Below are 22,639 nucleotides of genomic sequence, written 5' to 3'. Positions count from 1 at the left end.
AAAACGCCCCTTGGGAAAATGCCCAAGCTGCCGGTTCAGATCAGAAAAGCGAGAGTGACCGGAAGGGCGAGCACCGAAAACAGCGTCGAGACCACGACAAGGCCGGCCACCGCCTCGGATTCGGCGCCGTATTTTTCGGCCAGCAGGTAGGAGGTGACCGCGACCGGGGTCGCGATCTGCAAGACCAGCACGGCAAAGGCGACGGGGGGCAGGTCGAACCATCGTCCAACGGCGATCGCGGCGGCCAGGCACAGCGCCAGCTTGACCACCGACAGCCAGACCGCGCGGGGCAGGTGGCCCGGGTGCAGCCACGCGATGGCCACGCCCAGGGTGATCAGCATCAAGGGAATCGCCATCTGGCCGATCAGGTCCAGCGTGTTGGTCAGGAAGGCGGGCGTTTCCCAGCCCCGCCAAAGGAACAGCCCGCCCAGAAGCGTGCCCGCGACCAGCGGTTCCTTGACCACCTTGAGCGGCGAGCCCCCGCCCGAGACCAGCCAGATCCCGAAGGTGAAGGAATAGACCGCCATCACCGCGAACACGACGACGGCATAGCCCAGCCCCTCTTGCCCGAAGGCGAAAAAGGCAAGCGGCAGGCCCATGTTGCCGGTATTGCCGAAGATGATCGGAGCGAGATAGGTCCGTCGGTCCAGCCGCGCCAGCGCCACCACCGCGAAACACAGCACCGTCACCACGCCATAGGCCGCCAGCGATGCCAGCGAGAGCGTGGTCAGCGTCTGGGGCGCGATCTCGGTCTGCATCAGCGCGGTGAAGATCAGGCAGGGTACCGACAGCGTCATCGCCAGCTGGGTGACGAACTGGACGCGGTATTCGTTGCCGAGCTTGACCCAGGCAAACCCCACCCCCGCAAGCAGAAATGCCGGTGCCACGATCTCCAGCACTGTGAGGACAAGGTTCACAATCTGTTTCCCGCGAAAGCCGCCTGTCGCATGGACATCGCCCCAGTTGCGGCCTTAGTGTGGCGCTATGGGGGTTGCAACATGATGCGGACAGCGCGCGCGAAATATCATCTCGGTCAGGTGGTCCGGCATCGGAAGCACCCGTTTCGGGGTGTCGTGTTCGATGTCGATGCGATGTTCTCGAACACCGAGGAATGGTACGATGCCATCCCGGAGGAAAGCCGTCCCTCGAAGGACCAGCCGTTCTATCACCTGCTGGCCGAAAACGACCACAGCTATTACGTGGCCTATGTCTCGGAACAGAACCTGGTGCCGGACGACACCGGCGAGCCGGTGGACCACCCCGACCTCGCCGATCTGTTCGGCGAGTTCGAGGATGGCCATTACCCGCTGCAGTTCCAGCTGAACTGACCCGCGTGCCGGCACCTAGTAGCCCAGCGCGCAGCCGTCCTTGCGCGGGTCCGACGCGCCCTGCAGCACACCGGTTTCCTCGTCGATCAGGATCGCCTGGGCGCCGCCGATCGGCACGTCGGGGATCACCACGTCATGCCCCATTTCGGCCAGTTCGGCGCGGACGGCGTCGGAATAGCCGCGCTCGACCTGCATCTGGCCGGCATCGGTGAAACTGCGGGCCGTGTCGATCGCCTGTTGCGGGTGCATGCCGTAATCGACCACGTTGGTCAGGAAGCGGGCATGGCCGTTCGCCTGGTAGGCCCCGCCCATCACGCCGAAGGGCATGATCACCTTGTCGTTCTTGCGCAGCATCGCCGGGATGATCGTGTGCATCGGGCGCTTGCCGCCGCCGGCCTCGTTCGGGTGGCCCTCGACCAGGCTGAAGCCCGCGCCGCGGTTCTGGAAGTTGATCCCGAATTTCGCCGAAGCGAGGCCCGAGCCGAAGGCGTGGAACACCGAGTAGATCAGCGAGACCACCATGCGGTCGCGGTCCACGACGGTCAGGTAGATCGTGTCCTTGTGGACCGCTTCCGACAGTTCGGCGGGGCTTGCCATCGCGCGGCCCGGGTCGATCAGCCCGGCCAGCCGTTCGGCCGTTTCGGCCGACAGCATGTGGTCCAGCCGGGTCATGTGCGCGGGATCGGCGATGAAGCGGTTGCGCGCGTCATAGGCCAGTTTCGAGGCCTCGGCCTCGATATGGGCGCGCTGGGCACCCAGCGGGTCCATGTTGGGGAGGTCGAAATGCGACAGGATGTTGGCCATCAGGATGGCGGTCGCGCCCTGGCCGTTGGGCGGATGCTCGACCAGTTCGATGCCCTTGTAGGTGCCGCTGACCGGGTCCGACCAGTCGCAGGCGGTGGCGGCGAAATCGTCGAGCGTGTGGGTGCCGCCAAGCGCGCGCAGCGAGGTCACCATGTCCTCGGCCACCTCGCCCTCGTAATAGCCCGCACGGCCCTCGCGCGCGACGCGGCGCAGCACCTCGGCCTGGCCCGGCGCACGGAACACCTGGCCCGGGCGTGGCGGCTTGCCGTCCAGCAGGTAGAAACGGCGTGCGTCGCCCTGCAGGTTGCCCTGGGTACATCCCCAGTCCCAGGCGCTGCGGGGGCCGACCGGCACGCCCTCTTCGGCATAGTGGATCGCGGGGGCGAGGCTGGCCGCAAGGCCCGACCGGCCCCAATCCGCCGACAGCCGGCAGAAGGCGTCGATCGCGCCGGGCACGGTGACCGCATCTGCGGTGTTGATGGGCATGGCCGACAGCCCGCGATCGCGCAGCGCCGCGGCGTTCAGCCCGGCGGGCGCCCGGCCCGACCCGTTCAGCGCGATGATCCGCTCTTCGCCCGCGGGTTTCAGCAGCACGAAACAGTCGCCGCCGATCCCGGTCATGTGCGGTTCGCAGATGCCCAGCAGGACCGCCCCGGCGATGGCGGCGTCGACGGCGTTACCGCCGGCCTCGAGCGTCTGCACCGCGACCTTGGCGGCCAGCGGGTGCGACGTGGCGCACAACCCGTTGGTCGCGAACACGGCCGAGCGGCCCGGCAGCTGGAAATCGCGCATTCTTTCCTCCTGGTCAGTCGTCGGGAAACTAGGCCGGGCGACGGGGGAAGCCAACGCGTTTTTCGGTTTCGAAGAGGGGGCGGCAAAAGAACCTCGGCGCCGCATGCTGGGTGGGGGCTGAAAGCGCGGCGCCGAGGGAAGCTTTTACCAGCTACTCTTTTCCCATAGCCGGGCAATGCGGCCTGATTTGGGGCCCTTTGTGACCGTTTCGGGGCGTGGGCGGCGGCCCGGCGCGCTGACTCAGGCCTCGCCGAGGGGTACGAAGAAGGTAAGGCGATTCTGGCCGTTGTTCCGCGCGTAGGAAAGATCGCGGGCAAGGGCGCGAATCAGGAACCAGCCAAAGCCACCCTCGGGCGGATCGTCGTCCAGGCCGTTACTGACCGGCAGGCTTCCACCGGGCATGGTCCCGTCCGGCATCGGGGCGCCATAGTCGCGCACGTCGACCAGAAGACGGTTTCCGCCGCGTTCGAGGCGAAGTTCGATCGGCCCGTCGCCACCGCGCCGATAGGCGTGTTCGACCACGTTGTTCAGAACCTCGGCCAAGACGGTTTCGGCCATTCCCAGCGTGTCGGGGCCGGCCGCGGCGGGCGCGAACTTGCGCCGCATTTCGGCCAGCGCGTTGCGCACCCCCAAGGGGGTGGCCTCGACCACGATAGGATCGATTCCGCCCGCGGTCACGGTCACGCCCTCGCAGGCCGCGTCATCGGGCGGGTCGATCCCGCCCCTGCAGGGGTTCGAGAGCTTCATGCGATCGACCGTTTATCCGCAAAGGCCGCCTCGGCGTCGGGATGGATGGTGAACACCCGGTCCATCCGCGTCAGCCGGAATACCTTTTCCACGTTCGGGGTCAGGTTGCACAATTCCAGGGTCCGGTCCGGGCCCAGAAGTTTCATCACCGCGACCACGGCGCCCAGGCCGCTGCTGTCGAGGAAATCCACGGACCCGAGGTCCAGGACGACGCGGGCCGGGCCGTCGCCGGCCACCTCGCGCATCCGGTCCTTGAACCGGATCGCCACGGCGGAGTCGATGCGCGGTTCGGCGACGATCACGTGGATTGCGTCGTCGCGCTCTTCGGTCTTGAGTTCCATACGGCCTCTCTCCTGTGATCCGGGATGGAGGCTAGACGCCAATCGTTACCATTCGGTAAGTGTTGGCGGGCAATTCCGGGAGGATGGCATGGAAGAGGTTGTGATCTGCGGCGCGGCCCGCACGCCGATGGGCGGGTTCCAGGGGGTATTCGCCGGCGTTGATGCGCCGACGTTGGGCGGAGCGGCGATTCGCGCCGCGCTGGACGGCGCGGGCGTGGAGACGGTGGACGAGTTGTTGATGGGCTGCGTGCTGCCCGCGGGCCAGGGCCAGGCGCCCGCGCGGCAGGCGGGGTTCAAGGCGGGGCTGGGCGAGGAGGTGCCCGCGACCACGCTGAACAAGATGTGCGGCTCGGGCATGAAGACGGTGATGATGGCGCATGACCAGCTGGCGCTGGGCGGCGCGCAGGTGATCTGTGCCGGCGGCATGGAGAGCATGACGAATGCCCCCTACCTGTTGCCGGCGATGCGCGGCGGTGCGCGCATCGGCCATGGCCAGGTGATCGACCACATGTTCCTTGACGGGCTGGAGGACGCCTATGACAAGGGTCGTCTGATGGGCACCTTTGCCGAGGACTGCGCCGAGGCGTTCCAGTTCACCCGCGAGGCGCAGGACGCGTATGCGCTGGGCTCGCTGTCGAACGCGCTGGTGGCGCAGAAATCGGGTGCCTTTGACGGCGAGATCGTTGCCGTGACCGTCCCCTCGCGCAAGGGCGAGACGGTCGTGGCCGAGGACGAGCAGCCCGGCAATGCGCGCCCCGAGAAGATCCCGCAGCTGAAGCCCGCCTTCCGCAAGGACGGCACGGTGACGCCCGCCAATGCCTCGTCGATCTCGGACGGGGCGGCGGCGTTGGTGTTGGCCACCCGCAGCGTGGCCGAACCCCGCGGCCTGCCCCTGCGCGCCCGTATCCTGGCCCATGCCAGCCACGCCCAGGCGCCGGGCTGGTTCACCACCGCCCCGGTTCCGGCAGCGCAGAAGCTGTTGGCGCGGATCGGCTGGGACAAGGATGATGTCGACCTGTGGGAGGTCAATGAGGCCTTTGCCGTGGTGCCCATGGCGTTCATGCGTGAAATGGGGCTGCCGCGGGACAAGGTGAACGTGAACGGCGGGGCCTGCGCGCTGGGCCACCCGATCGGCGCGTCGGGTGCGCGGATCATCGTGACCTTGCTGAACGCCTTGGAAAAGCGGGGGTTGAAACGCGGCGTCGCGGCAATCTGCATCGGCGGGGGCGAGGGTACCGCGATCGCGATCGAGCGGCCATGAAACGGATCGACTATGGCGCGATGGCGAAGTCCCTGGCCGCGCTGACCGAGGGCGAAACGGATACGGTCGCCCTTATGGCGACCATGGCCTGCGAGTTGCACCACGCGGACGACCGTTTCGACTGGACCGGGTTCTACCGCGTCACTGAACCGGGCCTTTTGAAGATCGGGCCGTACCAGGGCGGGCATGGCTGCCTGACGATCCCGTTCGCGCGCGGCGTCTGCGGGGCGGCGGCGCGCAGCGGCGAGGTGCAGATCGTGCCCGATGTCGAGGCCTTTCCGGGGCATATCGCTTGTTCGTCCAGCACGCGGTCGGAAATCGTGCTGCCGGTGTGGAACGGCACCGGCGCGCTGCTGGGCGTGCTGGACATCGACAGCGACCTGCCGGACGCGTTCGACGCGGCCGATGCCGAGGGATTGGCGGCACTGCTGGCGCAGACCTTCGCGCGATGAGCCTGCACGGCTGGGCCGTTTTCGCCACCTTCTGGGCGTTGTTCGTCACCACGCCGGGCCCCAATGCGGTCAACTGCATCGCCAATGGCATGACGCACGGGCTGCCACGCGCATTCTGGGGCGTGCTGGGCATCCTGACGCAGGCGACGCTGTTCCTGGCACTTTCGGCGGCGGGGATCACGGCGTTGATCGCGGCAAGTCCCATGCTCTTTGCCTGGGCCAAGCTCGCGGGGGCGGCGGTGCTGGTCTGGCTGGGCGTGCGGGGCTGGCGGAACGCGGCGGTCGCGGTGGCGCCGGGGACGGGGATGGGGGGACTGTATGGCCGCGCCTTCCTGATCGCCACGGTGAATGCCAAGAGCCTCGCCGGCTACCTTGCCGCCTTTTCGCAATTCGTCGAGCCGGGCGTGTCCATCGGCCGGCAGATGTGGGTGATCGTGCCCACCGCCTTGACCCTGACCACGCTGTCCTATGCCGGCTATACCGCGCTTGGGGCCTGGCTTGGCGGGCGGGCGATGGGCGCGATCCTGAACCGGCGGCTCCGGCAGGGGCTGGCGCTGTGCTTCGTCCTTTACGGTGTGCTGCTGGGACTGTCGGCGCTGAGCTGACCTTGCGCACCGGGCGCGAACCCGCTACCGGCCAACGCCATGAGCGAAACCTACGCGCCCCCCGACACGCCGCTGGAGATCGTGCACCAGGACCACGAACTTCTGGTGGCGAACAAGCCGCCGGGCCTTTTGTCGGTACCCGGCAAGGGCGCGCATCTGGCCGACTGCCTGCTGGCGCGGGTGCAGGCCGCATTCCCCGAGGCGCTGCTGGTGCATCGGCTGGACCGGGACACGTCGGGGGTGATGGTGTTCGCGCTGACCCCGCAGGCACAGCGTCATCTGGGCCTCCAATTCGAGAAGCGGCAAACCAGGAAGACCTATGTCGCGCGGCTTTGGGGCCGGCTCGAGCCAAAGACCGGCACGGTCGACCTGCCGCTGATCGTCGACTGGCCGAACCGTCCGCGCCAGATGGTGGACCACGCCAATGGCAAACCGGCGATCACCGACTGGCGCGTGCTGCGCCACGAGGGCGACACGACCCGTGTGCGGCTGTTCCCCAAGACCGGGCGCAGCCACCAATTGCGGGTGCACATGAAAGAGATCGGCCACCCGATTCTCGGCGACCCCTTCTATGCGGAGGGGCCGGCACGCGATGCGCCGCGGCTGATGCTGCATGCCGAGGAATTGCGCCTGCGCCACCCGGACGGCGGGCGCGGCATGGCGTTCCGCGTACCCTGCCCGTTTTGACGGGGTCCGGCCCTGCGGGCCGGATCCGCCTGCGGCGGTCGGGTATTTGGACCAAGAAGAAGTGGCGGACGCAATCGTTCAGCAGCAGTCGCAGGCGCCGTGGCCGTGGTGCTGGCAGGGTTCCTCGGCGTGCCAGCCGCTGACGGCCTTGACCTCGCAGAACTCTTCCAGCCCCCAGATGCCGCCTTCGCGTCCGTTGCCCGAGCGTTTGACCCCGCCGAAGGGGCTGCCGGCTGCGCGCGAGGCGCCGTTCATCTCGACAATGCCCGAGCGCAGGCGCCGGGCCAGCCGGTTGCGCCGCGCCCCGTCGGCGGACTGGACGTAATTGGTCAGGCCGTACTCGGTGTCGTTGGCGATCGCGACGGCCTCGTCCTCGGTGTCGAAGGGGATGATCGACAGGACCGGGCCGAAGATTTCCTCGCGCGCGATGGTCATGTCGTTCTTCACGTCGGCAAAGACCGTGGGCCGGACGAAATACCCGCGGTTGAAACCCTCGGGGCGGCCCGGGCCGCCGGCGATCAGCCGCGCGCCCTCGTCGATGCCCGTCTGGATCAGCGCCTGAACCTTGTCGAACTGCGCCGCGCTGACCACGGGGCCGATATGGCGGCCCTCCTTGTCGGAAGGGCCGACTTCCATCTTCTCGGCGACGGCGCGGGCGGTTTCCACGGCCGCGTCGTAGACCGAGCGTTCCACCAGCATCCGGGTGGGCGCGTTACAGGATTGGCCGGTGTTCTGGAAGCAATGCAGAACGCCGCGCTTGACCGCCTTGTCGTCGGCATCGGCGAAGACCAGGTTCGCGCCCTTGCCACCCAGCTCCAGGTGGACCCGTTTCAGTGTATCCGCCGCCGTCTTGGAAATCGCGATGCCGGCGCGGGTGGACCCGGTGAACGACACCATGTCGATATCCGGGTGACCCGACAGCTGCGTGCCCACGCCCGGCCCGTCACCGTTCACGAGGTTGAAGACGCCCGGCGGCACGCCTGCCTCGTGCAGGATCTCGGCGAAGACCATCGCGGAAAGGGGCGCGATTTCCGAAGGTTTCAGCACCATCGTGCAGCCGGTGGCCAGCGCCGGGATCACCTTGAGCGTGATCTGGTTCATCGGCCAGTTCCACGGCGTGATCATCGCCACGACGCCCACCGGGTCCATCAGGATGCGATCGTCGGGGGCGTGGCTGCCCAGCGGGCGGTCGAACTCGAACATTTCCAGCGCGTGGAGGAAGCCCTTGATGTGCCAGGCGCCCGCGCCGACCTGCGCGGTGCGGGCCAGGTCGATGGGCGCGCCCATCTCGCGGCTCATGGCCTTGGCCAGGTCCTCGGCGCGGGCTTTGTAGAGTTGCAGAATGCGGGTCAGCAGGTCCATCCGTTCTGCCTTGGACGTCGCGGCCCAGCCGGGTTGGGCCGCGCGGGCGGCGGCGACGGCCGCATCGGTGTCGGCCTGTCCGCCCAGCGAGATCACCGCGAAGGGTTCCTCGGTCGAGGGGTCGATCACCTCGACCCGTGTTGCGTCCTTGGGCGAAACCCATGCACCGCCAATGTAGAATGCCGTTCTTTCGATCATTCGGTCCTCCCTCGGCATTTTGATGCCGGTTTTTGTCGCGCGCGCGCATTTTGGGCTGGCAAAGATGTATTTAGAATGTATCTAAACAACATCCTTCAAACAGCCACCAAGAGGATCGCTCCCTTGACCCTGCGCATCAACGACATCGCCCCGAACTTCACCGCCGACACCACCGAAGGCAAGATCGATTTCCACGAGTGGATCGGCGACAGCTATGCGGTTCTGTTCTCGCACCCGGCGGATTTCACGCCGGTCTGCACCACCGAATTCGCAGCCGCCGCGCGGCTGGCCGACCAGTTCGCCAAGCGCAATGCCAAGGTGATCGGCATCTCGGTCGACCCGGTTGAAGAGCACCTGAAATGGAAGGCCGATGTCGAGACCTATGCAGGCACCGACATGACCTTCCCGATCATCGCCGATGACAAGCTGGAGATCGCCAGGCTTTATGACATGCTGCCCGCCGAAGCCTATGGCACCGATGGCGAGGCCCGTGCCGACACCGCGACGGTGCGCACGACGTTCATCATCAATCCCGACAAGAAGATCGAACTGATGCTGATCTATCCGATGACGGTGGGCCGGAATTTCGACGAGATCCTGCGCGCGCTGGATGCGATCCAGAACAACGCCAAGGCCCCCGTCGCCACGCCGGCCGACTGGCGCCCGGGCGAGGACGTGATCGTGCGCCTCGATGTCAGCACCGAGGACGCGAAGGCCAGGTTCGGCGAGGTCGAGGAAATCTTCTCCTATCTGCGCAAGGTCAAGTCGCCCGCGGCCTGATCCTCCGAACAGCAAAAAAGGCCCCGGAACTCCGGGGCCTTTTCCATTCGGAAACAAGGGGAAGGCTTACTCTTCCACTTCCTCTTCTTTCTTGACCTCTTCGCCGGTCTCCTGGTCGACGACCTTCATCGACAGGCGAACCTTGCCGCGGTCGTCAAAGCCCAGAAGCTTGACCCAGACCTCTTGACCCTCTTTCAGCACGTCCGAGGGGTGGTTCAGGCGGCGGTTCTCGATCTGGCTGACATGGACCAGCCCGTCGCGCTTGCCGAAGAAGTTCACGAAGGCGCCGAAATCGACGATCTTGACCACGGTGCCCTTGTAGACCTTGCCTTCCTCGGGTTCGGCCACGATCGAATAGATCATGTCGTAGGCCTTCTGGATGGCGTCGGCATTGGCCGAGGCGATCTTGATCACGCCGTCGTCGTTGATGTCGACCTTGGCGCCCGAGACCTCGACGATCTCGCGGATCACCTTGCCGCCCGATCCGATCACTTCGCGGATCTTGTCGGTGGGGATCTGCATCGTCTCGATGCGCGGCGCGTGGATCGAGAACTCACCGGCCGAGGTCAGCGCCTTGGACATCTCGCCGAGGATGTGCAGCCGGCCTTCTTTCGCCTGGGCCAGCGCCTTTTCCATGATCTCGGGCGTGATGCCCGCGACCTTGATGTCCATCTGCAGCGAGGTGATGCCGTTCTCGGTGCCCGCGACCTTGAAGTCCATGTCGCCGAGGTGATCCTCGTCGCCCAGGATGTCGGTCAGAACGGCATAGGATCCGTCCTCTTCCAGCACCAGGCCCATGGCCACACCCGCAACCGGCGCCTTGAGCGGCACGCCCGCGTCCATCATCGACAGCGACCCGCCACAGACCGAGGCCATCGAGGACGAGCCGTTCGATTCCGTGATCTCGGAGACCACGCGGATCGTGTAGGGGAAGTCGGTCGGTGCCGGCAGAACCGCCTGCAGCGCGCGCCAGGCCAGTTTCCCATGGCCGATTTCACGCCGGCCCGGAGGGCCGACGCGGCCCGCTTCGCCGACCGAGTAGGGCGGGAAGTTGTAGTGCAGCAGGAAGTTGGAGCGGAAATTGCCGTGCAGCGCGTCGATGATCTGTTCGTCATCGCCGGTGCCCAGCGTGGTCACCACAAGGCCCTGCGTTTCGCCGCGCGTGAACAGCGCCGAACCATGGGTCCGGGGCAGCAGGCCCACTTCGCATTCGATCGGGCGCACCTTGTCCAGCGCGCGACCGTCGATCCGCTTGCCGTTCTTGACCACGTCGCCGCGCAGAACCACCGATTCCAGCTTCTTGATGGCCGAACCGAGGTTCGGGTCGGCGAGCTGGTCCTCGGACAGGGACGCCTTGATCGCCTCCTTGGCGGCGGCCACGGCGGCGGTGCGCTCCTGCTTGTCGGTGATCGCGTAGGCGGCGCGCATCTTGTCCTCGCCCAGGCCCTTCACCACCTCGTAAAGCGCGGAGTAATCCGGCGGCTGGAAGTCGAAGGGTTCCTTGGCCGATTCCTCTGCCAGCGCGATGATCAGGTCGATCACCGGCTTGATCTGCTCATGCGCGAAGGTGACCGCGCCCAGCATCTCGGCCTCGGTCAGTTCATAGGCCTCGGACTCGACCATCATCACCGCGTCGCGGGTGCCCGCAACCACGAGGTCCAGCCGCTGATCGGGCTTGTTGCGCAGGTCCTGCATATCCTCGACATCGGGGTTGAGGATATACTCGCCGTCGACATAGCCCACGCGGCAGCCCGCGATCGGCCCCATGAAGGGCACGCCGGAAATCGTCAGCGCGGCCGAGGCGGCGATCATCGCCACGATGTCGGGGTCGTTGACCAGGTCGTGCGACAGCACCGTGCACATCACCAGCACTTCGTGCTTGAAGCCCGGGGCGAAGAGCGGCCGGATCGGCCGGTCGATCAGGCGGGCGGTCAGCGTTTCCTTTTCGGTCGGGCGCGCCTCGCGCTTGAAGAAGCCGCCGGGCACCTTGCCGGCCGCGTAGTATTTTTCCTGGTAATGGACCGTCAGCGGGAAAAAGTCCTGGCCGGGCTTGGGTTCCTTCGCGAAGGTCACGTTGGCCATCACGGAGGTCTCGCCCAGGGTGGCGATGACCGAGCCGTCGGCCTGACGGGCGACCTTGCCCGTTTCGAGAGTGAGGGTCTCTTCCCCCCACTGCATGCTTTTCGTCGTTACGTTGAACATACGTCTATCCTGTAAGGGAGCACTCCCGCCCCTGCGGGTCTCCCGTTGAATTGGCGGCCCCATTGCCGCCGACCCCTTCCATCCATTCCCGAGCGCCGGGGTCCGGGCGCAACGTCTCAGATGGACGCCACATAAGGAAAAACCGGCCGTTTGGAAAGGAGGAAGTCGTTAACGGCCCGGAACGGCAGGGCGCATCGGATCAGCCCCACGATTTCCGCAATCCGGGTATGCGGGCAAATAACTGGGGTCATGGTTAGCCATTCGTTACATCTTTTGGTGTAGCTGCGGTGCAGCATTGGATGCTTTCCAGAAACCCGAGGAGATATCCCGATGGAAACCAGAACGTTCGGAACGATCCGGCTTGAAGATGGGCAGGCGACGCTGCCGGTGGGGCCGGGGCTGTTGCGCCCGGCGGGGCTCGACATGCTGGCCACGGTGGGCGACCGCGAGGCGATGGCGGCCGCGGCGGCCTTTCTCGATGCGCTGCCCAAACATCTCGACACGGTGCGGCGCGCGTTGATGGACCGGCTTGATGCCGAGCCCGAACTTTACGGCAAGCTGTTCCCGCACATGGCGGGTGCCTCGGCGGTCACCGCGGATGCGCTTTGGGCCTCGCTGGCGCTTCAGGCGGTCTGGACAGACGAGGACGCGACCGTGACGCTCGACTTCGGGATCGACGGCGCCGAGGCGGGTGCGCCGGTCCTGTCGGCCGCCTTCGCGCTGGACGGCACGTTCAAGGCGTTGAAGGTTGCGGCCTGAGACCTTGGCGCAAAGCAAAACCGCGCCCGGCGGGGCGCGGTTTCCGATCGGTCCAGGTCCGGTCTGCGCTTAGCGGCGGATGCCGAGGCGCTTGATCAGGTCCTGGTAACGGGCCTCGTCCTTGCCCTTGAGATAGTCCAGCAGCTTGCGGCGCTGGGCGACGAGTTTCAGCAGCCCACGGCGGGAATGGTTGTCCTTCTTGTGGGTCTTGAAGTGCTCGGTCAGGGTCGAGATGCGGCTGGTCAGGATCGCGACCTGCACCTCGGGCGAACCGGTGTCGCCGTCCTTGGCGCCGTATTCCTTGATCAGCTTGGTCTTTTCTTCGGCAGTGATCGACATCGGGGTCTCCTTTTGCAAGGGGTTGATGGCACAAGCCGGGATGTCGTCCAGCAGGGCCCGTGGAGAAACACCGTTCCGCGGGCGGAACGGATGGGCGCGTATAGGGGATTCGCCGCCGCGTTGTAAAGGCCCGCGCCTCAGGGCGTGGTGTTTTCCTGGATCTCGCGCGCGATCTCGGCGGCCCAGTCGCCGATCACGGGGATGAAGTCGATCTGGCTGAGGGAAAAGGCAATGATCGAGACCAGAGCCGTGGCGCCGACCACGGTGCCGAAACCCATCGCGAGGCCGCGCAGGAACTGAACGCCCACTACCCGCCAGACAGAGCCGTTGATCTGGAAAAAGCGCTGAGCGTTCAGCTGTGTGACCTCGCGGCGCAGCGCGGCGATCTCGCGGGCGAGATCGGGTTCGGCCCTGTCGGTGGCGTTGCGGTTGGCGGTCGTGGTGTCGGAGGCGGGGTGGTCCGGCATCGGGGCTCGCGGTGTCTGGGGCGGATTGGCGCCAGACTAGACAAGCGCCTGCGCCCCGCCAAGCCCGCGGGCCGATCCGTCAGGCCCCCGCGGCCAGCGCCATCGGGAATTGCGCCTCGGGAACCAGGCTGACCATGTCGAGGTCGAGGCCGGCGCCGCCGCTGACCACGGCCAGCGGCATTCCGTCGAGCAGCAGCATCGCGTCGTCCTCGCCGGTGTCGGAGGGGCCGACCGACAGCACCGGGTCGGGGTGGGCCTGGGCGTCGTAGACCACGAAAAGCGCGTCCTCGGTTTCATCGTATTCGTCGATCAGGGTCGGTGCGCCATCGGTCATCGCCAGCCAGTCGTCGAGCGTGGCGCCCACCGGGTCCGCGGTTTCGCCCAAGGCTCCGTCGGCCAATGCGTCGAGGGCGGCTTCATCCTCGTAATAGCTTTGCATTTCGTCGCCGAATTCCGAGAAGGCGTCGGTGGGGACGGCCCCGTCAAGAAGCTGTTCAAGCCCGAATCCGAACGCGCGGACCTCCTCGTTGAACGCGTCGCCGTCGTCCTCGGGCGTGTCGTCGTCGTTCGAGCCGGTCAAGCGATCCATCGCATCGCCGAAGTCCACGCTGGAGCCGACCATCATGAGGCCCAGAAGACTTGCAAAAGTAATCATCGTCCGATCCTTCGCAATTTCTCACTCACCGTCCGACGGACGACGCCACCCGGGTGCGAGAATAGTCTTGGTAAAGCGGCGGGAATAAGGCGGGGCGGTTAACTGGTAAACGGATCGGCGGGGATTTCCGGGGCGCGCGGCCCAGCGGCGCCCGATCGTCGCCCCCACTGTCAGTCAACATCCTGAATCAATGCGGATTTTTGGGGCTCAACTTTCGCGTGCCATGGTTAACGGGCGGCCCCGGGCGGGGGCCGTCATGCCGGGTGGGAAAAGAATGGGACGAACGCGTCAAGTACCGCCTGCGGTGCCTCTTCCATCGCGAAATGGCCCGACCGGCACGAGCTGTCGTGGACGTGGTCGGCCCAGCCCCGCCAAAGCGCGGCCGGGCGCCCGGTCTGTGCCGGGAACCCGGTTTCGGCCCAAAGGAACATCAGGGGCGCGGCGATCCGCGCCCCGGCGGCGCGGTCGGCTTCGTCGATGCGCCGGTCGGTCGTCGCCCCGGCCCGGTAATCGGCACACATCGCCGCGATGCGCGCGGGGGCCGCGGCCTGCCGGCGATAGGCGGCAAGCGCCTCGGGCGGGAACACGTCCAGCGATTTCGCCAGCGTCCAGCTGGCCAGCGTGTGGTCGATATACCCCACCGGATCGGCGCCGATCATTCGCTCGGGCCAGGGGGCGGGCTGGGCGAGGAAGGTCCAGTGATAGGCCTTGAGCGCAAGGTCGGCGCCCCAGGCCGCCCAGAAATCGCCCGTCGGCACGATCTCGATGATGCCCAGCCTGTCGACGCGCGCCGGATGGTCGAGCGCCAGCCGATAGGCCACGCGCGCGCCGCGGTCGTGGCCCAGCACATGCGCGCGTTGCAGCCCCAGCGCATCCATCAACCCGACGATATCGCGGGCCATCTCCCGCTTGGAATAGACGGTGTGATCGGCGTCATCGGCGGGCGCGTCACTGTCGCCATAGCCGCGCAGGTCGGGAACGATGACGTGGAACCGTTCGGCCAGCGCGGGCGCCACGTTCAGCCAGCACATGTGGTTCTGCGGATAGCCGTGCAACAGGACCAGCGGCGCGCCGCTTCCCGCCTGGTGGACCGACAGCGCGATCCCATTCGTTTCGATCCGCGTACGCGTGAACCCCGGCAGTCCCGATGTCATGGCAGTCCTCCCCGGCCCGCAGGCTAGGCGGGCCACGGCCTCAGGTCCAGCGCGCGGGGGCCTGGCTGTAGGCGATATAAAGCGGGTGCTTGGGGTGGCCTTCCTTGGTCAGGCCAAGATGGAACAGCGGCAGCCCTGTCGCGCGCAACAGCGCCTCGACCGCCGGGCCGCGGTTCAGATGCGCGCCATGGGTGCCCCAGGCGCAGACGATCTGGTCGGCCCAGGGGGCGCTGTCGCGGATCGCGGCATCGTTCGCGGGGCCCACCGGGTCGTATGCGGCGCGCATCACGCGCGGATCCGTGGCACGGAAGGCGAAGATGTTCGTTACCCGGAACGCCCCGAAGCCCAGCGCGCGCGCCCGCCTTTCGCAGCGTTCGACGGTGGGATCGTTCTGCACCTCGGTCGCGGTCGAGGGGTTGAGCATCACGAAAAGCGCGCGCGGCCCGGCCGGATCCCAGGTGCGGGTCAGCAAGTAGCGGTAAGCCTCGCAGTCGGAATAGATCGCCTCGGAGGCGGCATCGCCTTTCTGGTGGGTGCGGGTGATCATCGAACATCCCGCACCGGCACCCGGCCATCGGGGGTCAGTTGCCAGACCGCGCGGCCCTCGATCACCACGACCGAGACCGGCCCGCCATAGCCCGCGCCCGTGTCCAGGTTCACCCGGTTGCCGCAATGGACGACCCGCTCGCCCGGTGTGTGGCCGTGGACGATCAGCGCGCCATGGTCGCGCGGGTCCAGCAGGAATTCATCGCGTATCCAGATCAAATCGCGTTCGGATTGGTCGTCGAGCGGAATGCCCGGCCTGATGCCCGCGTGACAGAAGAATACTTCGCCGCGCCGGTAACTGGGGCGCAGCGTTTCCAGCAGGTCACGGTGACCCGAGGGAACCGTCTTGCACGCCTCTTTCCGCAGCCGGTCGGCCGCGCGCAGCGACGCCACCGACACCCCGTAAGAGGCAAGGGTCTGCCGACCGCCCACCTTGTCCGTCAGCCAGCGGGCCGCCTCGCCCGACGGTACAATGGGGTCCAGAAAGTCGCGCATCATGTCGTCATGGTTGCCCTTGAGCAGGATCCAGGGCGCCCCATCGGCCAGCCCGGCAATCAGGATGTCCAGCACCGCCTTGCTGTCCGGGCCCCGGTCCACATAGTCGCCCAGGTGCACCACGGGGGCTTCGGCATCGCCGGTTCGCGCCCTGTCCGCGGCGATCAATTCATGCGCGCCGACCAGCTTGGCGTGCTGGCCGTGGACGTCCCCGATGGCATAGCTGCGCAGCATGGATGTTCCGATGCCGAAAAGGAAAAGGCCCCCCCCTGTCTCGGGGAAGGCCCGCGTGTTGTCAAAGGGCGGGGGTCAGACCGCGTCGAATTCCAGCGGCCGGACGCTTTGGAACAGCCCCGTCTTTTTCAACTCTTCGACCACCGGTTCGGGGATCGGCTGGTCGAGATACAGCAGCGCGATGGCGCTTTCGCCGATGCCGGTCCGGCCAAGGGTGAAGTTCGCGATGTTCACGCCATGCGCGCCCATCGTGGCCCCCAGCGCGCCGATGATGCCCGGCACGTCCTTGTTGGTGGTGTAGAGCATGTGCTCGCCGATCTCGGCGTCGATATTGATGCCCTTGATCTGGATGAAGCGCGGCTTGCCGTCCGAGAACACGGTGCCCGCGATCGAGCGCTCGCGCTTGTCGGTCACGACCGTCAGCTTGATATAGCCGTCGAAGGTGCCCGACTTGCCCTGCGTGGTGGTCGAGGCCTTGATGCCGCGTTCCTTGGCCACGACCGGGGCCGAGACCATGTTGATCTCGGGGTTGGCCGGTTTCAGCACGCCCGCGATAGCCGAGGCGTTCAGCGCGGCGGTGTTCATGTCGGCGGCGACGCCATCGTAAAGGATGTTGATCGCCTTGATCGGCTCGTCGGTCATCTGGCCGACAAAGGCGCCCAGGTGGCCCGCCAGCGCGATCCAGGGGCCCATCACCTTGGCCTCTTCGGCGGTGATGGACGGCATGTTGATCGCGTTGGTTACCGCGCCGGTCAGCAGGTAATCCGACATCTGCTCGGCCACCTGCAGGGCGACGTTTTCCTGCGCCTCGGTGGTCGAGGCGCCCAGGTGCGGCGTGACGACGACGTTCGGCAGGTTGAACAGCACGTTCTCCTTGGCCGGTTCTTCGGCGAAGACGTCGAACGCCGCCCCCGCCACGTGGCCCGATTTCAGCAGCTCGGCCAACGCCGTCTCGTCGACCAGCCCGCCGCGCGCACAGTTGACGATGCGCACGCCCTTCTTGGTCTTGGCCAGGTTCTCGGCCGACAGGATGTTCGCCGTCTTCTCGGTCATCGGGACGTGCAGCGTGATGAAATCGGCGCGCTTCAGCAGCTCGTCCAGTTCGACCTTGTGCACGCCCAGCTTGTCGGCGCGCTCCTCGGACAGGAACGGGTCATAGGCCAGCACCTTCATCCGCAGGCCCAGCGCCCGGTCGGCCACGATCGACCCGATATTGCCGCAGCCGATCAGGCCCAGCGTCTTGCCGGTCACCTCGACCCCCATGAAGCGGGATTTTTCCCACTTGCCCGCGTGGGTTGAGGTGTTCGCTTCGGGGATCTGGCGGGCCACGGCCATCATCATGGAAATCGCGTGTTCGGCGGTGGTGATCGAGTTGCCGAAGGGCGTGTTCATCACGATGATGCCCTTCTTGGAGGCGGCGTTGATGTCGACATTGTCGACGCCGATCCCGGCACGGCCCACGACCTTCAGGTTGGTCGCGGCCTCGATGATCTTTTCGGTCACTTTTGTGGCGGACCGGATGGCCAGGCCGTCATACTGGCCGATCACCTCCAGCAGCTTGTCCTTGTCCTTGCCAAGGTCGGGCTGGAAATCCACGTCGATGCCGCGGTCGCGGAAGATCTGCACGGCGGTTTCGGAAAGCTTGTCGGAAACGAGAACTCTGGGGGCCATCTCGATGGTCCTTGTGTGAATGTCAGGGGAACGAGGGTGGATTCTCACCCACCCTGCGCTGCGTCGATGTGTAGGGTGGGTGGAAACCCACCGACGGGCCTCAGGCGGCCTCGGTCTGCGCCGCGATCTCGGCCTCGAAGGCCCATTCGATCCAGGGCATCAAGGCGGCGACATCGGCGGTTTCCACCGTCGCCCCGCACCAGATCCGCAGGCCCGCAGGTGCGTCACGATAGGCGCCCATGTCCAGCGCCACGCCCTCGGCCTCCAGCCGCTTGACAACGGCCTTGGCAAAGGCCGCGCCGTCGACGATGCGCGCATCGTTGAACTTCAGGCAGACCGACGTGTTCGACCGCGTCGCCGGGTCCACCGCCAGGTTCTCGATCCAGTCGCGGGCATCCACGAACTCCTGCACGGCGGCGAAATTCGCATCCGCCCGCGCCATGAGCGCGGGCAGCCCGCCGATGGATTTCGCCCAGTCCAGCGCCACGAGGTAATCCTCGACCGCCAGCATCGAGGGCGTGTTGATCGTCTCGCCGACGAAGATGCCCTCGATCAGCTTGCCACCCTTGGTCAGGCGGAAAATCTTGGGCAGCGGCCATTTCGGGGTATAGCTTTCCAGCCGCTCGACGGCGCGGGGCGACAGGATCAGCATCCCGTGCGCGGCCTCGCCGCCCATCACCTTCTGCCAGCTGAAGGTGGTCACATCCAGCTTGTCCCAGGGCAGGTCCTGCGCGAACGCCGCACTCGTCGCGTCGCAGATCGTCAGCCCCGCGCGATCCGCCGGGATCGCGTCGCCATTCGGCACCCGCACGCCCGAGGTGGTGCCGTTCCAGGTGAATACCACGTCCTTGTCGAAATCGACCTGTGCGAAATCGACGATCTCGCCATAGGGCGCCTCGCGCACGGTCGCGTCCAGCTTCAGCTGCTTGACCACGTCCGTCACCCAGCCCGAGCCGAAGCTCTCCCAGGCCAGCATTTCCACGCCGCGCGCGCCCAGCATCGTCCACATCGCCATTTCTACCGCGCCGGTGTCCGAGGCGGGCACGATGCCGATGCGGTAATCGGCCGGCACGCCGAGGATCTCGCGCGTGGTTTCGATCGCGGCCTTCAGCTTGGCCTTGCCCACGGCGGCACGGTGCGACCGGCCCAGAGGCGCGTCGGACAGCTTGTCGAGGGAGAAGGTGGGGATCTTGGCGCAGGGGCCAGAAGAAAAGCGCGGATTGGCCGGCCGCGCGGCCGGAGTCTCGGTGACCATTGCTGGTATCCTTCCAGATATTCGCCCCTCGTTGGGGAGGGGTGTCCCACCGCCGCGCTTACGCCCGTTCCGGGCCCCGCGCAAGATGCCAAACTGCGCCATCGCGTCACTTCAGGCACTATTCGCGACATCGCTGTTGCCGATCGGAAACCTTACCCCATCACGGCGGTGGCGGCGCCCTCGCGCCGGGTCATCGCGGGCCAGTTCAACGCGACGACCAGACCGGCAAGCCCGGCGAAGAACCAGGCGTCGACGGGTTGCCCGTCGGGCCAGAGCGGACTGTTCAACTGGGCGTGGACCAGAACCGGGATCAGCAGGCTGCCGCGAGCGGCGTTGAACATCCCCGTCAGGATGACGCTCGCCGTGGTCGAACCGACCAGGAATGGCAGAAAGCCCCAGGCACTTTGCGGGGTGCCGGACAGGAAAAACGCGGGCAGGTGCCACAGGCTCCAGACCAGGCCCACGACGACCCCCGCCCAAAGCGGTGCCAGGCGCCGCTGCAACAGTGGCTGCAACACGCCCCGCCAGCCGAACTCCTCGACGGGGCCGGTCAGGGTGCGGACCGCCACCAGCGCCAGCAATGCCCCGGCGCCCGTTTGGAACGGTTCGGCCAGCGGCGCGCCCTTGATCCATGCGCCGCCGTAGAACGCCGCGGGCAGCCCGACCAGCAACACGAGATACCAGCCCCAGTGACAGCGCCACAGAGCCAGCCGTGACAGGAACCGGCGCAGGCCGCGCACCCCGCCGTGCCGCAGCACCAGGGAAACGGCGGCAATGGCGGGCGCATAGACCGCGAGCAGGAACAGCGGATGTGTGCCGGAAAGCGGCCCGAACAACGCCGTCATCGCCGCTTCGGCCAATATCCACAACGCCAGGATGCCCCAGGACAGGCCGAAGGTGATGCCAAGGAACGGCCAGGCGGCGGCGCCCTCCAGGTCCGTGAACGAAGCGGGGTCGGGACGCGGTCCCATGTGATTCCTCCGGTTGATGCTTCTGGGCCACAGCCTTGCCGGGCCGCGAGCGCCGGTCCTTGATCCTGGGCAAGGCGGGGGCACTGGTCCTTGCGGCCGGGTCGTGTTTAAAGACCCGCGGTTTCAGTTCCCGCCGGAGTCCGCCCATGCATGTCGTCACCCTGATCGCGCCACCCGGCGGGCTGCGTCCCGCCCTTGTCGAGGCGCTGCGCAATGCCTGGGGCGGCGGCACGGCGACCTGGCTTGCGCCGGACCTTGCGGCCGAGTTCCCGGTTGATTCGGTGCCGGGAAATATCTGGTCGGTCTGGGCCGACTTGCAGGGTGAATGTGTCGATCTCGCGATCCAGCCCGCCAAGGGGCGGCGCAAGCGGCTGCTGATCGCCGACATGGATTCGACGATGATCGGGCAGGAATGCATCGACGAACTGGCCGCCGAGGCCGGGATCGGTCCGCGCGTGGCCGAGATCACGGCCCGCGCGATGAACGGCGAACTGGATTTCGAAGGGGCGCTGCGCGAACGGGTGGCGCTCTTGGCCGGGCTCGATGCGGGCGTGATCGACAGGGTGCTTTCGACCCGGATCACCTATACCCCCGGCGGCCGCGAGTTGATCGCGACCATGAAGGCCCATGGCGGTCATTGCGTCCTGGTCTCGGGCGGGTTCACCAATTTCGCGGCCCGTGTGGCCGCCGATCTGGGGTTCGATGACCACCAGGCCAATACCCTGCTGGTCCAGGACGGGCGGCTGACCGGAGAGGTGGCCGAACCGATCCTGGGGCGCGAGGCCAAGGTCGCGGCCCTCAAGGCGGTGTCGGCGCGGCTGGGCATTTCCCCGGCCGAGGCGATGGCAGTGGGCGACGGGGCGAACGATCTGGGCATGCTCGGCCTGGCCGGCGCGGGCGTCGCCCTGCACGCCAAGCCGGCGGTGGCCGCCGAATGCGACCTGCGGATCAACCACGGCGATCTGACGGCCCTGCTTTACCTGCAGGGCTATGCGCGCGCGGATTTCGCCGCCTGACGGCCGGCGCGCGGGGCTGTCCTCCGACAGGAGTAAAGCTTCGGCCTCGGCCGGCTCTTTTTCTTGGGTGAAATACTCCGGGGGGCGCGGGGGGCAGCGCCCCCCGCGCGGGTCGCCTTGCGCAAGCAAGGCGAAACCCGGCAAGCGCGGGACATCCGCCCCGGATACGCTCAGTCCTCGGGCGCGACGCGGCCGCGCAGGCTCTTGATCTCGCCGCGTTCCTTCTTGGCCTTGATCCGCCGTTTCTTCGCGCCAAGCGTCGGTCGCGTCGGCACGCGCCGTTTCGGCTTTTCCAGCGCCTTTCGGATCAACTCGGCCAGCCTTTCGCGGGCGATCTCGCGGTTGCGGGCCTGGCTGCGGGTGTCCTCGACCCGGATCAGCACGGCGCCGCTTTCGGTCCAGCGCCGCCCCGCCAGCCGCTTCAGCCGCGCCTTGACGGCATCGGGCAAGTTGGGCGAGCGCGCCGCCTCGAAGCGCAGGTCCACCGCCGTCGAGACCTTGTTGACGTTCTGACCGCCGGGGCCGGACGACCGGGAAAACACCTCGGTCAGTTCCCAGTCCTCGATCGCGATTTCGTCGGTGATGCGTAGCATGGGGCCATGGTGGGCCAGGCGCCCGGAAATGGAAAGGGCCGCCCGGTGAAAGGCGGCCCCGAGAGCTACGGAGATGGGCCGGTTAGAGCGAAAGGCCCAATCGGAAGTGTTCGGTCCTTGGGGCTGCCCTCAGACCACGGCCCTCCCGACTGTTCCAACCTCGTTCTCCAATATCACTCTAGACACTGGACCACCTCCTTTCTGCTGTTGCCGTCAGGGGTAGCGTGCCACAGATTTGGTGTATGTCCAGTTAAATCACGCAACCTGTGCCGTGAGCCGCCCAACAATAAGGCGGAACGGAACCAGCGCGATCAAGGCGAGGGCAAGTTTTACACTCCAGTCCGCCACGGCCAGCGAAACCCAGAGCGGCACGACCGGCCCAAGCCCCAGAAGGGGCAGAGCTTCATTCGCCCAGGAGACGTCATTGCCCGATTCGATGAAGGCAAGCGTACCCGAAAAGGCAATGGTGAAGAACAGCGCGGTATCGACGGTCGACCCGATCAGCGTCGAGGCCAGCGGCGCGCGCCACCAGCGCCCCTGGCGCAGCCGGTCGAACACGGCCACGTCCAGAAGTTGCGCGGTCAGGAAGGCCAGCCCCGAGCCCAGCGCGATGCGCCAGGTGACCAGCGGGCCGAACTCGCCCGTGATCTGGGTGCCGATGAACGAACAGGCCACGCCCACGACGAAGCCGGCGAACACCACCCGGCGCGCGGGCCCCGGCCCGTAGACACGGTTCATCACATCGGTGACGAGAAAGGCCAGCGGATAGGTAAAGGCGCCCCAGGTCAGCCATTGGCCGAACAGGAACTGCACAAGGATATTCGAGGCCACCACGATGGCGGCCATGGCAAGGATGCCGGGGATCAGGCGTGTCATGACGGGTTTCCGTTTTTACAAGGTTGCGGAGACTTGGTCCGCCGATCGG

At 66.8% G+C, this 22,639-nt stretch carries 25 protein-coding genes; 8 read left to right on the top strand and 17 right to left on the bottom strand.

Annotation, left to right across the window (positions count from 1 at the left end):
• Positions 1-35: 35 nt before the first annotated feature.
• Positions 36-917 (bottom strand): AEC family transporter, encoded by an 882-nt coding sequence (locus tag EV662_RS14760; RefSeq protein WP_132464146.1) that lies wholly within the window; start codon positions 915-917, stop codon positions 36-38.
• Between the two features lie 84 nt (positions 918-1,001).
• Between EV662_RS14760 and hspQ the strand changes: the two genes are divergently transcribed.
• Positions 1,002-1,328: a heat shock protein HspQ gene (gene hspQ, locus EV662_RS14755; protein ID WP_425057041.1), complete on the top strand. Its 327-nt coding sequence runs from the start codon at positions 1,002-1,004 to the stop codon at positions 1,326-1,328.
• A 15-nt stretch (positions 1,329-1,343) separates the two neighbouring features.
• On the opposite strand, the gene EV662_RS14750 is transcribed toward hspQ, so the two are convergent.
• The 3 genes from EV662_RS14750 to EV662_RS14740 form a co-directional block, all read right to left on the bottom strand.
• Complete coding sequence (locus tag EV662_RS14750; RefSeq protein WP_132464141.1) at positions 1,344-2,924, bottom strand: gamma-glutamyltransferase family protein; 1,581 nt, start codon at positions 2,922-2,924, stop codon at positions 1,344-1,346.
• A 240-nt stretch (positions 2,925-3,164) separates the two neighbouring features.
• Positions 3,165-3,671 carry an ATP-binding protein gene (locus EV662_RS14745; RefSeq protein WP_132464138.1) on the bottom strand — a complete coding sequence of 169 codons (507 nt, stop codon included), beginning with the start codon at positions 3,669-3,671 and terminating at the stop codon, positions 3,165-3,167.
• Complete coding sequence (locus tag EV662_RS14740) at positions 3,668-4,012, bottom strand: STAS domain-containing protein (RefSeq protein WP_132464135.1); 345 nt, start codon at positions 4,010-4,012, stop codon at positions 3,668-3,670. The genes EV662_RS14745 and EV662_RS14740 overlap by 4 nt, the downstream gene beginning before the upstream one ends.
• 88 nt (positions 4,013-4,100) lie before the next feature.
• Here EV662_RS14740 and EV662_RS14735 point away from each other — a divergent pair, with 88 nt between their 5' ends.
• Genes EV662_RS14735 through EV662_RS14720 form a run of 4 tightly spaced genes read left to right on the top strand, consistent with a single transcriptional unit; the run spans position 4,101 to position 7,017 of the window.
• Positions 4,101-5,273, top strand: coding sequence for a thiolase family protein (locus EV662_RS14735; protein ID WP_132464132.1), 1,173 nt, complete (start codon positions 4,101-4,103; stop codon positions 5,271-5,273).
• Positions 5,270-5,725 carry a GAF domain-containing protein gene (locus tag EV662_RS14730; RefSeq protein ID WP_132464130.1) on the top strand — a complete coding sequence of 152 codons (456 nt, stop codon included), beginning with the start codon at positions 5,270-5,272 and terminating at the stop codon, positions 5,723-5,725. Before EV662_RS14735 ends, EV662_RS14730 begins: the two co-directional genes overlap by 4 nt.
• Complete coding sequence (locus EV662_RS14725; RefSeq protein ID WP_132464127.1) at positions 5,722-6,330, top strand: LysE family translocator; 609 nt, start codon at positions 5,722-5,724, stop codon at positions 6,328-6,330. Before EV662_RS14730 ends, EV662_RS14725 begins: the two co-directional genes overlap by 4 nt.
• Positions 6,331-6,369: 39 nt before the next feature.
• Entirely contained in the window at positions 6,370-7,017 is a 648-nt protein-coding gene (locus EV662_RS14720; protein ID WP_132464125.1) for an RluA family pseudouridine synthase, read from the top strand.
• Positions 7,018-7,095: 78 nt separating this feature from the next.
• Here the strand turns inward: EV662_RS14720 and EV662_RS14715 are convergent, their stop codons facing one another.
• Positions 7,096-8,577, bottom strand: a complete 1,482-nt coding sequence (locus tag EV662_RS14715; RefSeq protein WP_132464122.1) for an aldehyde dehydrogenase family protein — start codon at positions 8,575-8,577, stop codon at positions 7,096-7,098.
• Positions 8,578-8,700: 123 nt separating this feature from the next.
• On the opposite strand from EV662_RS14715, the gene EV662_RS14710 reads away from it, so the two are divergent.
• Positions 8,701-9,357, top strand: a complete 657-nt coding sequence (locus EV662_RS14710) for a peroxiredoxin (protein ID WP_132464119.1) — start codon at positions 8,701-8,703, stop codon at positions 9,355-9,357.
• A 66-nt stretch (positions 9,358-9,423) separates the two neighbouring features.
• Here EV662_RS14710 and pnp read toward each other — a convergent pair whose 3' ends face one another.
• Positions 9,424-11,559, bottom strand: a complete 2,136-nt coding sequence (gene pnp / locus EV662_RS14705) for a polyribonucleotide nucleotidyltransferase (protein ID WP_132464116.1) — start codon at positions 11,557-11,559, stop codon at positions 9,424-9,426.
• Between the two features lie 330 nt (positions 11,560-11,889).
• Here pnp and EV662_RS14700 point away from each other — a divergent pair, with 330 nt between their 5' ends.
• On the top strand, positions 11,890-12,318 hold the full coding sequence (locus tag EV662_RS14700; RefSeq protein WP_132464114.1) for a hypothetical protein: 429 nt from the start codon (positions 11,890-11,892) through the stop codon (positions 12,316-12,318).
• A gap of 69 nt (positions 12,319-12,387) precedes the next feature.
• Here EV662_RS14700 and rpsO read toward each other — a convergent pair whose 3' ends face one another.
• The 9 genes from rpsO to EV662_RS14655 all read right to left on the bottom strand — a co-directional run bounded on the left by rpsO (position 12,388) and on the right by EV662_RS14655 (position 20,105).
• Positions 12,388-12,657, bottom strand: a complete 270-nt coding sequence (rpsO, locus tag EV662_RS14695; protein ID WP_132464112.1) for a 30S ribosomal protein S15 — start codon at positions 12,655-12,657, stop codon at positions 12,388-12,390.
• Positions 12,658-12,794: 137 nt separating this feature from the next.
• Complete coding sequence (locus EV662_RS14690; RefSeq protein ID WP_243695865.1) at positions 12,795-13,124, bottom strand: DUF5665 domain-containing protein; 330 nt, start codon at positions 13,122-13,124, stop codon at positions 12,795-12,797.
• Positions 13,125-13,203: 79 nt separating this feature from the next.
• A complete protein-coding gene (locus EV662_RS14685; protein WP_132464109.1) occupies positions 13,204-13,779 on the bottom strand; it encodes a hypothetical protein in 576 nt (191 codons plus the stop codon).
• A gap of 254 nt (positions 13,780-14,033) precedes the next feature.
• Entirely contained in the window at positions 14,034-14,933 is a 900-nt protein-coding gene (locus tag EV662_RS14680) for an alpha/beta hydrolase (RefSeq protein WP_132464107.1), read from the bottom strand.
• A 40-nt stretch (positions 14,934-14,973) separates the two neighbouring features.
• Positions 14,974-15,480 (bottom strand): DUF1643 domain-containing protein, encoded by a 507-nt coding sequence (locus EV662_RS14675; protein WP_132464103.1) that lies wholly within the window; start codon positions 15,478-15,480, stop codon positions 14,974-14,976.
• A complete protein-coding gene (locus EV662_RS14670; RefSeq protein WP_132464283.1) occupies positions 15,477-16,205 on the bottom strand; it encodes a metallophosphoesterase in 729 nt (242 codons plus the stop codon). The genes EV662_RS14675 and EV662_RS14670 overlap by 4 nt, the downstream gene beginning before the upstream one ends.
• 78 nt (positions 16,206-16,283) lie before the next feature.
• Positions 16,284-17,879, bottom strand: a complete 1,596-nt coding sequence (gene serA, locus EV662_RS14665) for a phosphoglycerate dehydrogenase (RefSeq protein WP_132464100.1) — start codon at positions 17,877-17,879, stop codon at positions 16,284-16,286.
• A gap of 100 nt (positions 17,880-17,979) precedes the next feature.
• Entirely contained in the window at positions 17,980-19,134 is a 1,155-nt protein-coding gene (locus EV662_RS14660; protein ID WP_132464097.1) for a phosphoserine transaminase, read from the bottom strand.
• Between the two features lie 152 nt (positions 19,135-19,286).
• Positions 19,287-20,105 (bottom strand): type II CAAX endopeptidase family protein, encoded by an 819-nt coding sequence (locus EV662_RS14655; RefSeq protein ID WP_132464094.1) that lies wholly within the window; start codon positions 20,103-20,105, stop codon positions 19,287-19,289.
• 146 nt (positions 20,106-20,251) lie between these two features.
• Here EV662_RS14655 and serB point away from each other — a divergent pair, with 146 nt between their 5' ends.
• On the top strand, positions 20,252-21,121 hold the full coding sequence (gene serB / locus EV662_RS14650; protein WP_132464091.1) for a phosphoserine phosphatase SerB: 870 nt from the start codon (positions 20,252-20,254) through the stop codon (positions 21,119-21,121).
• Between the two features lie 170 nt (positions 21,122-21,291).
• Here serB and arfB read toward each other — a convergent pair whose 3' ends face one another.
• Positions 21,292-21,714, bottom strand: a complete 423-nt coding sequence (arfB, locus tag EV662_RS14645; RefSeq protein WP_132464088.1) for an alternative ribosome rescue aminoacyl-tRNA hydrolase ArfB — start codon at positions 21,712-21,714, stop codon at positions 21,292-21,294.
• A gap of 255 nt (positions 21,715-21,969) precedes the next feature.
• The gene (locus EV662_RS14640; RefSeq protein ID WP_132464085.1) at positions 21,970-22,590 is read right to left on the bottom strand and encodes a queuosine precursor transporter; all 621 of its coding nucleotides are present in this window, start codon (positions 22,588-22,590) and stop codon (positions 21,970-21,972) included.
• Positions 22,591-22,639 lie beyond the last annotated feature (49 nt).

Origin of the sequence: Rhodovulum marinum, assembly GCF_004343075.1 — a bacterium.
GTDB lineage: Bacteria > Pseudomonadota > Alphaproteobacteria > Rhodobacterales > Rhodobacteraceae > Rhodovulum > Rhodovulum marinum.
Note: the sequence above shows the minus strand (reverse complement) of the source record. Positions and strands in the feature narration are given on the sequence as shown.

Excerpts from the sequence above, each read along its gene's own strand:
- hspQ (WP_425057041.1), top strand. The coding sequence starts at position 1,002 with ATGCGGACAGCGCGCGCGAAATATCATCTCGGTCAGGTGGTCCGGCAT.
- EV662_RS14750 (WP_132464141.1), bottom strand. The coding sequence starts at position 2,924 with ATGCGCGATTTCCAGCTGCCGGGCCGCTCGGCCGTGTTCGCGACCAAC.
- EV662_RS14745 (WP_132464138.1), bottom strand. The coding sequence starts at position 3,671 with ATGAAGCTCTCGAACCCCTGCAGGGGCGGGATCGACCCGCCCGATGAC.
- EV662_RS14740 (WP_132464135.1), bottom strand. The coding sequence starts at position 4,012 with ATGGAACTCAAGACCGAAGAGCGCGACGACGCAATCCACGTGATCGTC.
- EV662_RS14735 (WP_132464132.1), top strand. The coding sequence starts at position 4,101 with ATGGAAGAGGTTGTGATCTGCGGCGCGGCCCGCACGCCGATGGGCGGG.
- EV662_RS14730 (WP_132464130.1), top strand. The coding sequence starts at position 5,270 with ATGAAACGGATCGACTATGGCGCGATGGCGAAGTCCCTGGCCGCGCTG.
- EV662_RS14725 (WP_132464127.1), top strand. The coding sequence starts at position 5,722 with ATGAGCCTGCACGGCTGGGCCGTTTTCGCCACCTTCTGGGCGTTGTTC.
- EV662_RS14720 (WP_132464125.1), top strand. The coding sequence starts at position 6,370 with ATGAGCGAAACCTACGCGCCCCCCGACACGCCGCTGGAGATCGTGCAC.
- EV662_RS14715 (WP_132464122.1), bottom strand. The coding sequence starts at position 8,577 with ATGATCGAAAGAACGGCATTCTACATTGGCGGTGCATGGGTTTCGCCC.
- pnp (WP_132464116.1), bottom strand. The coding sequence starts at position 11,559 with ATGTTCAACGTAACGACGAAAAGCATGCAGTGGGGGGAAGAGACCCTC.
- EV662_RS14700 (WP_132464114.1), top strand. The coding sequence starts at position 11,890 with ATGGAAACCAGAACGTTCGGAACGATCCGGCTTGAAGATGGGCAGGCG.
- rpsO (WP_132464112.1), bottom strand. The coding sequence starts at position 12,657 with ATGTCGATCACTGCCGAAGAAAAGACCAAGCTGATCAAGGAATACGGC.
- EV662_RS14690 (WP_243695865.1), bottom strand. The coding sequence starts at position 13,124 with ATGCCGGACCACCCCGCCTCCGACACCACGACCGCCAACCGCAACGCC.
- EV662_RS14685 (WP_132464109.1), bottom strand. The coding sequence starts at position 13,779 with ATGATTACTTTTGCAAGTCTTCTGGGCCTCATGATGGTCGGCTCCAGC.
- EV662_RS14680 (WP_132464107.1), bottom strand. The coding sequence starts at position 14,933 with ATGACATCGGGACTGCCGGGGTTCACGCGTACGCGGATCGAAACGAAT.
- EV662_RS14675 (WP_132464103.1), bottom strand. The coding sequence starts at position 15,480 with ATGATCACCCGCACCCACCAGAAAGGCGATGCCGCCTCCGAGGCGATC.
- serA (WP_132464100.1), bottom strand. The coding sequence starts at position 17,879 with ATGGCCCCCAGAGTTCTCGTTTCCGACAAGCTTTCCGAAACCGCCGTG.
- EV662_RS14660 (WP_132464097.1), bottom strand. The coding sequence starts at position 19,134 with ATGGTCACCGAGACTCCGGCCGCGCGGCCGGCCAATCCGCGCTTTTCT.
- EV662_RS14655 (WP_132464094.1), bottom strand. The coding sequence starts at position 20,105 with ATGGGACCGCGTCCCGACCCCGCTTCGTTCACGGACCTGGAGGGCGCC.
- serB (WP_132464091.1), top strand. The coding sequence starts at position 20,252 with ATGCATGTCGTCACCCTGATCGCGCCACCCGGCGGGCTGCGTCCCGCC.
- arfB (WP_132464088.1), bottom strand. The coding sequence starts at position 21,714 with ATGCTACGCATCACCGACGAAATCGCGATCGAGGACTGGGAACTGACC.
- EV662_RS14640 (WP_132464085.1), bottom strand. The coding sequence starts at position 22,590 with ATGACACGCCTGATCCCCGGCATCCTTGCCATGGCCGCCATCGTGGTG.